Source organism: Actinoplanes sp. URMC 104, assembly GCF_051386375.1.
Lineage (GTDB): Bacteria > Actinomycetota > Actinomycetes > Mycobacteriales > Micromonosporaceae > Actinoplanes.
Genome location: NZ_JBPQTO010000011.1, coordinates 2643847 through 2658868, shown reverse-complemented (window position 1 = coordinate 2658868; position 15022 = coordinate 2643847). Strand labels below are relative to the sequence as shown.

The following is a 15022-nucleotide window of genomic DNA, read 5'->3' as shown; positions in this document are numbered from 1 at the left end:
GGCGCGCACTTTTGCTCCAACAGACAAAAGTTAGGAATGATCTTCGAGAAGGTATGGACTCCCAAGGCACAACGCGCCTACTGTGACGGGCACGACACCGCGGGGTTGCCCCGGTGTCAAGCGCCTCCGGAGGTTTCCCGTGCACGTGTCAGACGCTCCCCACCTGCGGGTATTGCGCCTGTTGCGCGACGAGGGCCCGGTGTCGCGGGCCGAGCTGGGTGATCGGCTCGAGCTGACCCGTCCCCGCCTGCTCGCCGAGGTCGAGCGCCTGGTGGCGGCCGGGCTGATCGCCGAGGCCGGCATGGCCGCCTCCCGCGGCGGGCGCCGTTCGACCCTGGTCGAGCTGCACCCGCGCCTGCGGTTCGCGGCGATCGACCTCGGCGCCAGCTCGATCGACATCGAGGTGACCAACGGGCGCCTCGAGCCGGTGGCGACCTACCGCGAGCCCGCCGACATCCGCTCCGGGCCGCGCACGATTCTGCAGCGGGTCAACGAGCTGCTGCACAAGGCGCGCACCGACGGCGCGTACGACCGGCTCGACGCGGTGGGCATCGGCGTGCCGGGGCCGGTGAGCTTCCGCGACGGTGTGCCGGTGTCGCCGCCGATCATGCCCGGCTGGGACCGCTATCCCGTACGGGAACTGCTGGCCCGCGAGCACGGATGCCCCGCGGTCGTGGACAACGACGTCAACATCATGGCCATCGGCGAGCGGCACGGCGGAGTCGCGCACTCGGTCGACGACTTCCTGTTCGTCAAGATCGGTACGGGCATCGGCTGCGGCATCCACCTGGGCGGCACGGTCTACCGCGGGGTCGACGGCTGCGCGGGCGACATCGGGCACATCCAGGTCGACGCCGGCGGCCCGGTCTGCTCGTGCGGCAACGCCGGCTGCCTCGAGGCCCTGTTCAGCGGCTTCGCCCTGGGCCGCGACGCGCTCGCGGCGGCCCGTTCGGGGGACTCGCCGGCGCTCGCCGAGCGGCTCGCCGCCTACCAGGCGGCGCTGCGGGTCGCGGGCGAGTCCGCGGGCGACGACCGGGCCGACGACGACCGGCCCCAGCCCACCATCACCATCACCGCCCGCGACGTCGCCGAGGGCGCCGCCGAGGGTGACGTCACCTGCATCCGGCTGATCCGCGAGGGCGGGCGCCGCGTCGGCGGCGTGCTGGCCACGCTCGTCTCCTTCTCCAACCCTTCGATGATCGTCATCGGCGGGGGCCTGGCCCAGCTGGGCCACGTGCTGCTCGCCGAGATCCGCAGTGTGGTCTACCGCCGGTCGCTTCCCTTGGCCACCGGCAACCTTCCCGTTGTCCTCTCCGAGCTGGGCAGCCGGGCCGGCGTCACCGGCGCCGCCGTGCTGGCCAGCGACACGGCATTCGAGCAGGCGTCATGACCGTTCCCAGTCCACGCGACGGCCGCTCCGCGGACGACGCGCCATCCACAGAGGCGGCCGAGGCCGCGAAGCAGCCGGTCGGGGGGCCGGTGGACGCCGCCGCGACGGTCCCGCCGTCCGGGGCCGCCGCGGCGGGCGTCGCCCTGCGAACCCCCGGCCACGACAGCCCCGCCACGACGACCCACGACGACAGCACGGCCACGACGACCGGCGACGACAAGAGCCCGGCCACGACGACACCGGTCCCGCCGACCGACGGGGGCGGCGAGGGCCCGGGCGACGTGGTGCTGCGCCTGACCGACGTGGTGAAGACCTTCCCGGGCGTACGGGCCCTCGACGGTGTGCAGCTCGAGGTGCGCGCCGGCGAGGTGCACTGCCTGCTCGGGCAGAACGGCGCCGGCAAGTCCACGCTGATCAAGGTGCTGGCGGGCGTGCACCACGCCGACGGCGGCCGCATCAGCTGGCTCGGCGAGCCGTTCGCGCCGGCCACGCCGCAGGCCGCCATGCGCGCCGGCATCGCGACCATCTATCAGGAGCTCGACCTGGTCGACGACCTCTCCGTCGCCGAGAACGCATTCCTCGGCCACGAGGAGAGCCGCTTCGGATTCACCCGCCGGCGCTCCACGGCGTACCGGACCCGGGAGATCCTGTCCCGCCTCGGCCACCCCGAGATCCCGCCGCGCACGGCGGTGCGGGACCTGCCCGCCGCCGGCAAACAGATCGTCAGCATGGCCCGTGCGCTCTCGCACGACGCCCGGCTGATCGTCATGGACGAGCCCAGCGCCGTGCTTGCTCATGACGAGGTCGAGAACCTGTTCCGGATCATCCGCGAGCTGACGGCCCAGGGGATCGCGGTCATCTACATCTCCCACCGGCTCGAGGAGATCCGCGAGATCGGCGACCGCGTCACCGTGCTCAAGGACGGGCGAACCACCGCCGCGAACCTGCCGGCGCGCACCACGCCGACGCGCGACCTGGTGAGCCGGATGACGGGCCGCAGCATCGAGTACGTCTTCCCGCCGCGCCGCCCCGCGCAGCAGCGCGACCCGCTGCTGGTCGTCGACGGCCTCTCCCGTACGGGCGAGTTCGCCGACGCCAGCCTCACCGTGGCGCCCGGCGAGATCGTCGGCATCGCGGGGCTGGTCGGCTCGGGCCGCTCCGAGCTGCTCGAGACCATCTTCGGCGCGCGCCGCGCGGACTCCGGCACGGTCACCCTCGACGGCCGGCGCATCACCGGGGTCGGCCGGGCCGTGCGCATGGGCATGGGCATGGCCCCCGAGGAGCGCAAGAGCCAGGCGCTGCTGCTCGACGAGCCGGTCTACAAGAACATGACGCTCGCCTCGTTCAGCGGCTTCGCCAAGGCGGGGTTCACCGACGCGGGCGGCGAGCGCCGGGCCGCAGCCAAGACCGCGGACCTGCTCGAGCTGCGCCCGCGCGACGTGGACCGGCCGATCCGGACGCTCTCCGGCGGCAACCAGCAGAAGGTCGTGGTCGGGCGCTGGCTGCTCGAGGACACGAAGCTGCTGCTGCTCGACGAGCCCACCCGCGGCGTCGACGTGGGCGCCCGCGCCGAGCTCTATCAGGTCATCCACGACCTCGCCGAACGCGGTGTCGGCGTGCTGCTGGTCTCGAGCGAGGTGCCCGAGGTGCTCGGCCTGGCCGACCGGGTGCTGGTGATGCGCGAAGGCCGGATCATCCGCGAGGCGCCCGCCGCCGACCTCGACGAGGGCGCCGTTCTCGACCTCGTCATGGCGGGGTCGCTCACGACCGAGTCCATTCTGGAAGGGGAGCCAGCATGACAACCCAGACGGCGCCCCCGGAGGCGCCCGCCAAGCAGCAGCGACGCAAGCTCGACGAGGGGGTCCTGCGCAACCTGGGCCTGGTCGGCGTGCTCGTCCTGCTGATCGTCGTCGGCATCGTCACCAAGCCCGACCTCTACAGCGACCCGACCTGGGTCAAGAACAACTTCCTGACGATCCTGCAGCAGGCGTCCGCGATCGGCGTGGTCACGGTCGGCATGACCTTCGTGATCATCGGGGGCGGCATCGACCTGTCCGTCGGCGCGATCGTCGCCCTGGCCGGGGTCTGGGCCACCACGCTCGCGACCCAGAGTTACGGCGCCGGCGGCATGATCTTCACGGCGATCGTCGTCGGCGTCGTGGTCGGCCTGGTCAACGGGGTGCTCATCTCGTACGGGAAGCTGGTGCCCTTCATCGCGACCCTCGCGATGCTGGTCGCCGCCCGCGGGCTCGCCGCCCAGATCTCCGGCAAGCAGACACAGGTCTCGGCGAACACGTTCATCAACGACCTGGCCAGCACGCGGCTGCTCGGCATCCCGCTGCTGGTCTGGATCCTCGGGCTCGTGGTCGCCGCGGGCTGGGTGCTGCTCAACCGCACCACGTTCGGCCGCCGGACGGTGGCCGTGGGCGGCAACCCCGAGGCGGCCCGGCTCGCCGGCATCAACGTCAAGCGGCACACCATGCTGCTCTACGCGCTGTCCGGCCTGTGCTGCGGCATCGGCGCGATCATGCTCACCTCCCAGGCGACCAGCGCTCAGGCCGCCATGGCCAACCTGTACGAACTGGACGCGATCGCCGCGGCGATCATCGGCGGCACGCTGCTCAGCGGTGGCCGCGGCACGATCATCGGCGCCCTGTTCGGGGTGCTCGTCTTCTCCACGATCACCAACCTGTTCGCGATCAACAACCTCTCCACCGAGGTCCAGAACATGGTCAAGGGCGCGATCATCGTGGTCGCCGTCCTGATCCAGCAGTTCCGCTACCGCTCTCTGACGCAACTGTTCAAGCGCTGATCTCTTTCGCCCGGCATCGCTTCGTCCGGGTACCCCCTTGGAGGAATCATGTCCGCTTTGTCCCGTAGGCGCATTCTGTTCGGCGGCGCGGCCGTCGGCGCCGGCGCCCTTCTCACCGCCTGCACGAGCAACGAGCCCGACACCAGCGCGCAGGTGAACACCAACACCGACGCCAGCGCGAACCCGAACGCCGCGGCCGGCGAGAAGGTGACCATCGGCTTCTCCGCCCCGGCGGCCGACCACGGCTGGCTCGCGGCGATCACCAACAACGCCAAGGCGCAGGCCGCGGCGTACCCCGACGTGGAGTTCAAGCCGGTCGAGTCGGGCGCCGACGCGGCCGCCCAGCGAGCCGCGATCTCGACGCTCGTCGCCCAGAAGCCCACCGTGATCGTGATGCTGCCGGCCGACGGCAAGGAGCTCGACGCGGCCGGCCTGGAGGCGATGAAGGCCGGCATCCCGGTCATCAACCTCGACCGGGCGTTCCCGTCGCGGGCGGCCTACCGGCTGCAGATCAAGGGCGACAACTACGGCATGGGCCTGGCCGCCGGCCACTACATCGGCGAGCAGCTCAAGGCCAAGAACGTCGCGAACCCGGTCATCGGCGAGATCCCCGGCATCGACTCGCTCGAGCTCACCCAGGAGCGCAGCCAGGGCTTCAAGACGGCCCTGGCCCAGTACGGCTTCAAGGTCGCCAACCGGCGCCCGGCGGAGTTCACCGCCGACTCCGGGCAGGCCGCCGCGACCGCCCTGCTGCAGGCGCTGCCCAAGATGGACGCGCTGTGGAACCACGACGACGACCAGGGCATCGGCGTGCTCGCCGCGATCAAGCAGGCCAACCGCAACGAGTTCTTCATGGTCGGCGGCGCCGGCTCGAAGGCCGCCATCGACGCCATCACGGCGGACAACAGCGTGCTCAAGGCCACGGTCACCTACAGCCCGTCGATGGCCTCCTCGGCCATCTCGCTCGCCCGGCTCATCGGGCAGGGCAAGGGCATGAGCGACCTCGTCGAGCTCCAGGTGCCCACGGACATCACGCTCACCTCCGAGACGATCACCAAGGACAACGCCGCGCAGTACGCGAAGCTCGGCTTCTGAGAGGACTGTCGATGTCGGAACAGCTGCGGGTCGGCATGGTCGGCTACGCGTTCATGGGCGCCACCCACTCGCTGGCCTGGCGCACCGTCAACCGCGCCTTCGACCTGCCGCTGTCGGCACGGATGACCGCGGTGAGCGGCCGTTCCCCGGAAGGGGTGGCGGCCGCCGCGGCGAAGCTCGGCTGGGACGAGCACACCACGGACTGGCAGTCGCTGATCGCCCGGGACGACATCGATCTGATCGACATCTGCACCCCGGGCGACACCCACGCCGAGATCGCCCTGGCCGCGCTCGCCGCGGGCAAGCACGTGCTGTGCGAGAAGCCCCTGGCCAACACGGTGGCCGAGGCGAAGGAGATGGCCGCGGCCGCTGCCAAGGCCGCTTCCTCGGGCGTACGGGCGATGTGCGCGTTCAACTACCGCCGGGTGCCGGCCGTGGCGCTCATGCGGCAGCTCGTGCAGGACGGGCGGATCGGCACCATCCGGCACGTGCGCGCGTCGTACCTGCAGGACTGGATCGTCGACCCGCAGTTCCCGCTGGTGTGGCGGCTGCGCAAGGAGCTGGCGGGCTCCGGGGCGCTGGGCGACATCGGCGCGCACATCATCGACCTGACCCAGTTCGTCACCGGGCAGTCGATCACCAAGGTCTCGGCGCTCACCGAGACGTTCGTGAAGTCGCGGCCGCTGCCCTCGGCGTCGTCCGGGCTGTCCGCGTCGGCCGCCGAGTCGTTCGGGGACGTCACGGTCGACGACGCGGCGCTGTTCCTGGCCCGTCTCGACGGGGGAGCGGTGGCGACGTACGAGGCCACCCGGTTCGCGACCGGCCGCAAGAACGCGCTGCGGGTCGAGCTGAACGGCTCGCTCGGCTCGGTGGCATTCGACTTCGAGCGGCTCAACGAGCTCGAGTTCTACGACGCGGCGCTGCCCGCGAGCGAGCAGGGCTTCAGCCGGATCCTGGTGACCGAGGCCGACCACCCGTACATGTCCGCCTGGTGGCCGCCCGGCCACGGCATCGGCTACGAGCACACCTTCACCCACGAGGTGCGCGACCTGATCGAAGCCATCGCCGCCGGCCGCCAGCCCACCCCGTCGTTCGCCGACGCGCTGCAGGTGCAGCTCGTGCTCGACGCGGTGAGCCGCTCGGCCGAGTCGCAGCAATGGACGTCGGTGGAGCAGGCCCTGGAACCCGCCCTCTAGATCCTCCGTCGCGGGCCGGTGAGGGACGACGCGGTTGCGCCCCGCGTCGAGCCGGCCCGCGACGGAATCGCCCCGCTCAGCCGTTCACCAGCCGGGTCAGGTTGGTCAGGCTCGTGACCAGCGCCGTCGTGTACCCCAGGATCCGGCCCGCCCACTTCACCACCGCGGACGCGATCTGCGCCGCCACCACCGGGATCGTCACGATCAGCAGCGACTCGGCCGCCCACACGATCACCCGCGCGACCAGGTCGGCGATCAGGTCGCGGACGAGGTCGCGGGTGAACATGACCAGGTTGCCCGCGGCCTGGGTGGACACCGCCATCGTCGCCGCCAGCGACCCGAGCCCGCCCAGCGCGTCGACGTTGTTGGCCATCAGGCTCTGATACGTCGCCGCCGCCGGCCCCGTCCAGTCCGGCACGTCCACGGCCAGGGCGCTCTGCAGGTCCGCCGACATCGCACCCAGCTCGCGCGCCATGTTCTCCCACGTCGCGGCGTGCGCGGCCACCCGTTCTGGGATGCCGGCCAGCTTGTCGAGGATCTCGCGCAGCGGTTCGAAGTACTCCATCGCCCAGCCCAGCCCGTTGGCCAGCAGCGTGCCGAACGGGTCGAGCACCGCCGACGCCGCCTCCAGCGCGAACGCGCCGCCCGCCAGCGCCTGATCGACCCAGCTTTCGCCGGCGATCGTCTGGTGCAGCCCTTGGAAGCTGTCGACCAGCGAGGCCCCCGACGTGCCCGGCCCCGTCGAGGCCACCGCGATCAGGTTCGTCATCCGAGCCGCCCGCCCGCTTCCCGCAGCCGCCGCGCCGCCGCGTCGTCGACCGCCTCGTAGTCCTGGCTCGTGCGCACCAGCGCGTCCGCCGCCAGCCGCAGGTTCTCCTCGACGTACGCGTAGAGCTCGTTCTGCTTCGCGTGGCGTGCCTCGAGGATGCCCGCCATCCACCCGCAGAGCATCCCGTACGCCGCGTCGTCCTGCGCGATCGCGCCGCTGGCCGCCTTCACCGCCTGAAAGCGCTCCTGCACGGCCTCCACCTTGCCCGCGTGCGCCCGGATCTGCTGCGCGTCGACCGAGAACCCGTCACTCATCCGCGTCCCCCCGCAGCCTCTGGCCGATCACCCGCCCCGCCACCGAGTCCGGGCCCACCGTCTCGTCGATGACCTTCCGCGTACGCTCCGCAGCCTCCCGCCGCGCGCTGCCGAACGCCGTCATCACCGCCCGCGACACCACGTCGGGCGACACCCGCTGGACGCGGTCGCTGAACCGCACGTCGACCAGCACCCCCGCCGAGTCGATCGTCACCTCGACCAGCCCGTTGCCGTCGGCCGCCGTGATCCGCAGGTCCCCGAGCCGCTCACTCATGGCCTGCGCAGCCGCCGCAGCCCGATCGACGCGCCCCTTCCAGTCCCGCAGGTAGTCGCGCGAACTGTCGGGGTCCAGCAGAGGCTCGGTCACACCCCCTTTCTATCGCGCCACGTCAATCGTCAATGTGTCCGGCCCGTCTCCGCCGATGCGATCGCCGCCCAGCCCCAGGCCAGGAACTGCCGCAGGAACGCAGCCGCACCGGCATCGGTCGGATCGTCGTCGAGCGGCCAGCTGCCGTCCACGGAGACCAGCTCGAAGAGCGTGCCGGGCGGGAGTTCCTCGGTGAGCAGCGTTTCCAGAGCTGCCAGCTCCTGGCGGAGGAAGTAGGTGTTGTATCGCGCGGTCGACTCCAGCTCCGTGCGGATCTCGTCGATGCCGTCGGTGTCGGCGACATAGCCGAGCATGAGCGATCGCGCCTTCTCCATCGTCGAGCGTGCTTCACGCTCGGCTATCCGTGCCCGGAGCGGCTCGGGGAGCCGGGAGGTGTCCATGCGTCTCACCGTAGTATCCCGGCGGGAAAGGCGCTGACGACGAACGCCTTAGCCGGATCGGAGTCAGCCACGAGATTGATGGTGACGCGCACCAGGCTGGTCACCATGTAATGCGCCTGGCGCGGCCCCGTGCCGTGCATTCCGGAGTTGATGAAACCCTCGCCCACACGGTGACCCGCGTCGAAATGACCCTTGTGCCGGCCTTCCAGCGCCAGGTCGCTACGGATGGTCTCCCAGTTCCGCCGGATGTACCCGTTGACCTCCCTGGCCATGATCACGGGATCGTCCCATCGGAACGACTGGTTCTCGGCCCTCTCCCACCCCTTGTCGTTGTAGATGCGGCCCTCGATCGTTCGCACGTTCGGGTCGCGTCTGAGCGGCACGTGAGATCCGTGGCGCTCGAGCGTATGGGCGGGACCGTTCTCCTCGTCGTTCCGCACGAAGTCGACCGTCGGGGGTTCGGCCCCGAGTTGCTCGTAGGTCCGCAGAGCTGTCGCCAGCATGGGCTCGCCGGCGTCCGACGCTGCAGGCTGCGATGTCGTGCCGGCGCCGCTGTGTGAGGCGTCGATGTTCGCGCCCGGGCGGCCGCTCACGCCTTTGACGCCGACGGCCTGCTCCGCCGCCACCATGTTCCCCACGGGAGGCGGACCCGGAGAACCCGATGCCGCATCGTCCCCGTTGCGGTGGTTGCGGTCGGGTGCCGGCGTCTCCTCGCCGTCCGGGCTTCGGGGTCGCGCCGTCACGGATCAGTCCGTTCGCTCGCCGATCTTCGCTTGAGCGGAGAGTAGCAACAGACCGCTGTCAATTTCGGCGTGCAGCCCCTTTGGTGATCACCGGGGCGATCCCGAATCGTCCGCCGAATAGTGATCATAAATGTCGTGTCCTGCGACGGGAGTCACAGCGCAGAGCCGATCAAGAACGACACTCAACCGTTCGGCGATAAAAGGTCGTACCTGCGCTGTAGCTTCATCGACTACTGATTCGTAGGCTGGTCGCGGCATGCTCGCGACGGCTCCGGAGGGATGAGAACACTGACCACCGAAGTAGATCGCAGGTGGCAGATCCCGGGAAGCGCCCGCGCATGACCCTGACCGATGTTCCGGTCGACCGCGTCGTCTCGCTTTCCGGCGCCGAGGTCGACGACCTCGCAAGCGTCCTCGCCGGCGATCAGGGTGAGCCGGCCCCGCTGGTCGTCAGCCCGCCGCGGGTCTGCCGCACGCCGGCGGCGTTCGCCGAAGCTGCGGTCGGGGCGCTGGAGAGGGCGGCGGTCGAGCTGTTGCCGGCGTGGCTGCCGGAGGTGAGCACCCACCGGGCGGACCTGGGTGGGCTTGCGGCGGCCCGCATGCTGGCGGCGGAGCACGCTCGCCGGAGCCGCTACCCGCGTACGTTCCTGACGGACCTCGCGGTCCTCGCGCTCACCGGTCACCGGGTGCCGGCGGTGCTGCCGCTGCGCGTGCGGCTGCGGCAGCTGACCCGTCTGGTCGCGGAGGCGTTCGGCCGGCCCCGCACGGTGCTGCTGGTCGACGCGGCGCAGAAAGGCGGCACGGCGCGGGAACGCGACGCGGCGGAAAAAGGCGGCACGGCGCAGAGATGCGACGCGGCGGGGGAGGGCGAGGCGGCGCGACGAGCCGAGATGGTGGTCGCGGGCGCGGAGTGGGTGGTGCACAACGGGGGGCCGGCGGTGTGGCTGGTCGGGGGGAGCAGCGAGCGCCTCCCGGCCGTACGCGTGCAGGTTTCCGGGGGAAGCCGCGCCGACGCCGGCCGTCCGCATCCGGCGAGCACGGTCGAGGCCGCGCTGGAGGCGGCGCTCGCGAAACAGGACTGGGCCGCGGGCCGCCGGTGGAATCAGGACTACCGCTCGAACGCGCTCACCCCGCCCGTACGGCTGGATCTGCTCTGGCCGCAGGAGCGCTGCGTCGTCGAGATCGACGGGCCCGAGCACTGCCATCCCGCCCGCTACGAGCAGGACCGGCGGCGCGACGTGCAACTGACCCTGGACGGCTACGCCGTTCTGCGCTTCACCAACGCCCGAATCATTCATGACGTCGGCGCCGTGGTTCACCAGATCGGCACGTACGTGCGGGCCCGGCGGCGCGACACAGCGGAAGGACACCACCATGGCCGGCGATGACCTGACCCCCTCGGAGGCCGCGATCCTCGTGGTGCTCATGGTGGAGGCGCGCGAGGTGCTCAACACCGAACTGCAGCAGAAGTACGGGCTGGACGTGCGCAAGCCGACCCGGGACAAGCTCGCCCGGCTGCACTACGTCTCGAACCGCAAGAGCGGCCGGACGACCGCCCTGCAACTCGACGACAAGGGCTGGGTCCGGATGCAGAGCGACCTCAACTTCAAGGCACGCGGCGCGACCGCTCTGGGCGCGGCGCTCACCGCCCTGCACGCCGATCTGCGCGAACGGCTCCTCGAGCGCAGCGGCGCCGCCAACCTCACCGAACTGTTCGCGCAGACCGAGATGCGCGCGGCTGGGAAGAAGGCCGCGGAGGACGACCTGCGGCCGCGCGTCCTCAGCACGTACGAGGCCCTGGCCCTTCACCCCGGCGTGTGGGTGAGCCTGACCCGGCTGCGCCCGTTCTTCGCCGACGTGCCGCGCGCCCGCCTCGACGACGCGCTGCTGCGGCTCAGCGACAGCGGCGAGGCCACGTTCGTGCCCGAGTCCAACCAGAAGGCGCTCACCGCGGCGGACCACGAGGCCGCGTTGCGCCTCGGCGGGCAGGAGAACCACCTGCTCGCGATCGGGGTGTGATGAACGAGGCGCAGCGCGCGGCGCTCAAGGCCCTGCGGTTCAACTGGGCGCCGGTCCCCGACGACATCTGGCGCCCGCTGCCGTTCCACGTCGACGGCCTGCACGTGCCCGTCCTGCGGGAGATCTCGGACGGGTTCGCCGAGGCGAGCGCCAGCCGGGACGCCAGCCCGATCGGCCTGGTCGTGCAGGGCCAGCGCGGCTCCGGCAAGACGCACCTGCTGGGCTGGGTGCGCCAGCAGGTGCAGCAGCAGGAGGGCTACTTCTTCCTGGTCAGCCTGCTCGACGCGGGCAGCTTCTGGGACAGCGTGCTCGCCGCGATGCTCGACGGACTCTCCCGGCCCGTCCCGGGCACCGGTCAGACCCAGCTCACCCTGCTGCTGCGCCGGCTGTCCGCGATGGTGGGCGCGCCCCGCAAGTCGCGCCGCGCGGTGATGGGCGAGACCGACCTGACCCGCGCCGACCTGGACGCCTTCGTCGAGGGGCTCGGCGAGTTCGACCGGCAGGTGGCGCGGTCGAGCCAGGAGACCGCGCGCGCCCTCGCGCTGAGCGCCTCCGAGGACGTCGCCCACCGCGACCTCGCCGAGAACTACTTCATCTCGGGCGAGGAGAACGTGCCGGGCGAGCGCAACGTCTGGGGGATGCGCCGCGCGCCCCGCTCCGCGCAGCTCATCGTCCAGGACCTGTCGTGGCTGCTCGCGCTCACCGGCCCGTCGGTCGTCGCGATCGACCAGATCGACACGCTGATCGCCCAGGTCGCCGTCCAGAGCGACCCGGCGCTGGCCGCGTCGTCCATCGTGGACCCCGAGCAGGCGCTGATGCTGGCGCGCATGGCGGACGGCCTCATGACGCTGCGGCAGATCACCCGCCGTACGCTCACGGTTCTCGCCTGCATCCCGAACTCGTGGACGATCATCTCGACGTCCGCGGCCGACACGGTGGCCGACCGGTTCCGGCTGACCCCGGTGCTCCAGCGCATCAACGACGACGCCCTGGCGCGGGCCATCATCGAGAAGCGGTTCCTGCTGCGCTACGCCGAGGCCGGGTTCGAGCCGCCGTTCCCGACGTGGCCGGTCGCGCCGCAGGCGTTCGACAAGGCCGGCCGTTACACCCCGCGCCAGCTGCTGATCGAGATCGACCAGCACGTGCGCGCCTGCATCGACGACGACGAGGTGCGCATCCTCGAGCGGCTCGGCGACACGCCCCCGGCCCCGCCGCCCCAGCCTCCCAGGACCGACAACCTCCGGGCGTACGACCTGAGGTTCGCGGAGCTGCGCAAGGCGGCCGACGTGCTCGCGCCGCTCGGGCGCGACACCGAGGACCGGGCCGTGCCCCCGCTGCTGGCCGCCGGGCTGACCGCCTGGATCCTCGAGCGCGGCGACGCGGACGGCGCGTTCACTGTGGACCCGCCGCCCAGCACCGACCCGGCGCTGCACGCGCGGCTGCGCCTGACGCTGAACGACCGGACCGAGGACCAGGTGCACTGGTGCTTCCGCGCGATCAGCGAGGAGCACCACCACAGCGCGGCCCTGTCGCGCATCCGGAAGGCGTCCGTGGCGGCCGCCGTCGACGCGGGCACGCCCAAGCGGCGGCTCTTCCTGCTGCGCAACGGAAACTGGGCGGCGGGGGAGCGGACGCGGGCCGCCGTGGCGAAGCTGGAGCAGGAGGGCGGCGCAACGCTCGGCCTCAGCGAGGACGACCTGCGGACGCTGTCGGCGCTCCGGGTGATGCTGTCGGAGACCACCATGGACCTGCAGGGGTGGCTCGCCGAGCGCCGGCCGGCCTCGGGCCTTGCCTTCCTGCAGCACGCCCTCGCCGACATGCGGAGGTGGATGCCTGGGGGCGAGGCGCCCGCAAACCCAGCGCAGCCCGCGGAGACAGCGCAGCCCGCCGTCGGCGTGGCCGCTGTGGTCGCGGCGCAGGCCGTACCCGCAAAGCCGTCGGCCGCCGCAAAGCCGTCGGCCCCCGCAAAGCCGTCGGCCCCCGCCGGGCCGTCAGCAACCGCCGGGTCGGCGGCGCCCGCCGAGCCGTCGTTCACGGTCGGCTACGACTACGACGACCGGTCGCCTGCCCGCCTGCCGCTCGAGGCGCTGCGCAAGCACACGACGATCTTCGCCGGCTCCGGCTCGGGCAAGACAGTGCTGATCCGCCGCATCGTCGAGGAGTGCGCCCTGCAGGGCGTCTCCGCGATCGTCCTCGACCCCAACAACGACCTGGCCCGCCTCGGCGAGGCCTGGCCCGAGCCGCCCCGGCAGTGGCAGCCCGGCGACGCCGCCAAGGCCGCCGACTACCTGGCGAACACCGACGTCGTCGTCTGGACCCCGCGCCGCGCCTCCGGCCGCCCGCTGAGCTTCCAGCCGCTGCCCGACTTCCGCAGCGTGCGCGACGACGAGGACGAGTTCGCGGAGGCCGTCGAGGCCGCCGTCGCCTCGCTGGCCCCCCGCGCGGGCGTCACCGGCCGTACGACCAAGGCGCAGCTCGGGGCGGCCGTGCTCAGGAAGGCGGTCGAGCACTACGGCCGGCGCGGCGGCAGCCGGCTGCAGGGGCTCATCGACACGCTGGGCACGTTCCCCGACGGCCTGCTCGACATCGACGGCGCCGACAAGATCGCACTCGGGTTGTCGCAGTCGCTCACCGCCGCCACCGTCAACGACCCGCTGTTCGGCGGTCAGGGCACGCCCATGGACCCCGGCCTGCTGCTCACCCCCGCGGACGGCAAGCGCGCCCGCGTCTCCGTGATCAGCTTCGTCGGGCTGCAGTCCGAGGAGGCCCGCCAGGGGTTCGTGAACCAGCTGCAGATGGCCCTGTTCGCCTGGATCAGGAGGAACCCGGCCGGCGACCGCCCGCTGCTCGGGCTGCTCATCATGGACGAGGCCCAGACGCTGGCCCCGTCCGGCGCCATGACGGCGTGCACGCAGAGCACCCTCGCCCTGGCCGCGCAGGCCCGCAAGTACGGCCTTGGCCTCGTCTTCGCCACCCAGGCGCCCAAGGGCCTGCACAACCGCATCCCCGGCAACGCCGCCACCCAGATGTACGGCCTGATGAACAGCCCCGTGCACATCGAGGCGGCCCGCGACATGGCCCGCGCCAAGGGCGGCGACGTCCCCGACATCTCGCGGCTGACCACGGGCGAGTTCTACCTCGCCGCCGAGGGCCGCCCGCCCCGCAAGATCCGTACGCCGCTCTCGCTCACCCACCACCCGCGCAGTCCCCTGACCAGCGAGGAGGTCGTCGAACGCAGCAGGTTACTCTCGTAACGATGAGTGATCAGAACGGCTGGCTCAAGCTCCTCGCGGACAACCCGGGCCACTCCCAGTGGTACATCGACCGCTTCCGGTCCCTGGCCGCGGCGGGCGCGGACCTGGCCGGCGAGGCCCGCATGATCGACGCCATGCTGCCCCGCGGCGCGAAGGTGCTCGACGCAGGCTGTGGCACCGGCCGCGTCGGCGGCCACCTGGCCGCGGCGGGCCACGACGTCGTCGGCGTCGACCTGGACCCCGCCCTGATCGAGGCGGCGAAGACCGACCACCCGGGCCCCCGCTGGCTGGTCGGCGACCTCAGCGAGCTCGACCTGCCCGACACCTTCGACCTGATCGTCTCCGCCGGCAACGTCATGACCTTCGTGGCCCCCTCGACCCGCGTCGAGATCCTCGCCCGGTGCCGCCGCCACCTGCGCGACGGCGCCCGCCTGGTGGTCGGCTTCGGCGCGGGCCGCGGCTACCCGTTCGACGACTTCCTGGCCGACGCCGCCAAGGTGGGCCTGACCCCCGACCTGCTGCTGGCGTCGTGGGACCTGCGCCCGTTCACCCCGGAGTCCGACTTCCTGGTCGCCGTCCTGCGCGCCGCCTGAACGTTTCTGTTATCGGTCGGCCGCGCCCCCGTCTCCTTGCCCGGAAGCCACCACGGGTGAGGAGCAGGC

At 71.9% G+C, this 15022-nt stretch carries 14 protein-coding genes; 9 read left to right on the top strand and 5 right to left on the bottom strand.

Annotated elements, in window-relative coordinates:
- Nucleotides 1-139 precede the first annotated feature (139 nt).
- The 5 genes from ACSNN8_RS38160 (at nt 140) to ACSNN8_RS38140 (ending at nt 6493) form a co-directional block, all read left to right on the top strand.
- Complete coding sequence (locus ACSNN8_RS38160; protein ID WP_436655170.1) at nt 140-1390, top strand: ROK family protein; 1251 nt, start codon at nt 140-142, stop codon at nt 1388-1390.
- Between the two features lie 281 nt (nt 1391-1671).
- The gene (locus tag ACSNN8_RS38155) at nt 1672-3189 is read left to right on the top strand and encodes a sugar ABC transporter ATP-binding protein (protein ID WP_436655589.1); all 1518 of its coding nucleotides are present in this window, start codon (nt 1672-1674) and stop codon (nt 3187-3189) included.
- Nucleotides 3186-4202: an ABC transporter permease gene (locus tag ACSNN8_RS38150; protein WP_436655168.1), complete on the top strand. Its 1017-nt coding sequence runs from the start codon at nt 3186-3188 to the stop codon at nt 4200-4202. Before ACSNN8_RS38155 ends, ACSNN8_RS38150 begins: the two co-directional genes overlap by 4 nt.
- Before the next feature lie 48 nt (nt 4203-4250).
- A complete protein-coding gene (locus ACSNN8_RS38145; RefSeq protein WP_436655166.1) occupies nt 4251-5297 on the top strand; it encodes a substrate-binding domain-containing protein in 1047 nt (348 codons plus the stop codon).
- A gap of 11 nt (nt 5298-5308) precedes the next feature.
- On the top strand, nt 5309-6493 hold the full coding sequence (locus tag ACSNN8_RS38140; RefSeq protein ID WP_436655164.1) for a Gfo/Idh/MocA family protein: 1185 nt from the start codon (nt 5309-5311) through the stop codon (nt 6491-6493).
- A 76-nt stretch (nt 6494-6569) separates the two neighbouring features.
- Here the strand turns inward: ACSNN8_RS38140 and ACSNN8_RS38135 are convergent, their stop codons facing one another.
- Genes ACSNN8_RS38135 through ACSNN8_RS38115 form a run of 5 tightly spaced genes read right to left on the bottom strand, consistent with a single transcriptional unit; the run spans nt 6570 to nt 8973 of the window.
- Nucleotides 6570-7262, bottom strand: a complete 693-nt coding sequence (locus tag ACSNN8_RS38135) for a WXG100 family type VII secretion target (RefSeq protein ID WP_436655162.1) — start codon at nt 7260-7262, stop codon at nt 6570-6572.
- The gene (locus ACSNN8_RS38130; RefSeq protein ID WP_436655160.1) at nt 7259-7576 is read right to left on the bottom strand and encodes a type VII secretion target; all 318 of its coding nucleotides are present in this window, start codon (nt 7574-7576) and stop codon (nt 7259-7261) included. Before ACSNN8_RS38130 ends, ACSNN8_RS38135 begins: the two co-directional genes overlap by 4 nt.
- Entirely contained in the window at nt 7569-7943 is a 375-nt protein-coding gene (locus ACSNN8_RS38125; protein WP_436655158.1) for a YbaB/EbfC family nucleoid-associated protein, read from the bottom strand. The genes ACSNN8_RS38130 and ACSNN8_RS38125 overlap by 8 nt, the downstream gene beginning before the upstream one ends.
- 29 nt (nt 7944-7972) lie before the next feature.
- Nucleotides 7973-8344 (bottom strand): hypothetical protein, encoded by a 372-nt coding sequence (locus ACSNN8_RS38120; RefSeq protein ID WP_436655156.1) that lies wholly within the window; start codon nt 8342-8344, stop codon nt 7973-7975.
- Nucleotides 8345-8349: 5 nt separating this feature from the next.
- Entirely contained in the window at nt 8350-8973 is a 624-nt protein-coding gene (locus ACSNN8_RS38115; protein WP_436655154.1) for a hypothetical protein, read from the bottom strand.
- Nucleotides 8974-9425: 452 nt separating this feature from the next.
- On the opposite strand from ACSNN8_RS38115, the gene ACSNN8_RS38110 reads away from it, so the two are divergent.
- From ACSNN8_RS38110 to ACSNN8_RS38095, 4 genes are read left to right on the top strand one after another with little or no spacing between them, the layout of a single operon-like run.
- Nucleotides 9426-10475 carry an endonuclease domain-containing protein gene (locus tag ACSNN8_RS38110; RefSeq protein ID WP_436655152.1) on the top strand — a complete coding sequence of 350 codons (1050 nt, stop codon included), beginning with the start codon at nt 9426-9428 and terminating at the stop codon, nt 10473-10475.
- Nucleotides 10462-11106, top strand: coding sequence for a hypothetical protein (locus tag ACSNN8_RS38105; RefSeq protein ID WP_436655150.1), 645 nt, complete (start codon nt 10462-10464; stop codon nt 11104-11106). The genes ACSNN8_RS38110 and ACSNN8_RS38105 overlap by 14 nt, the downstream gene beginning before the upstream one ends.
- On the top strand, nt 11106-14360 hold the full coding sequence (locus ACSNN8_RS38100; RefSeq protein WP_436655148.1) for a helicase HerA domain-containing protein: 3255 nt from the start codon (nt 11106-11108) through the stop codon (nt 14358-14360). The genes ACSNN8_RS38105 and ACSNN8_RS38100 overlap by 1 nt, the downstream gene beginning before the upstream one ends.
- Nucleotides 14361-14362: 2 nt before the next feature.
- Nucleotides 14363-14953: a class I SAM-dependent methyltransferase gene (locus ACSNN8_RS38095; protein ID WP_436655146.1), complete on the top strand. Its 591-nt coding sequence runs from the start codon at nt 14363-14365 to the stop codon at nt 14951-14953.
- Nucleotides 14954-15022 lie beyond the last annotated feature (69 nt).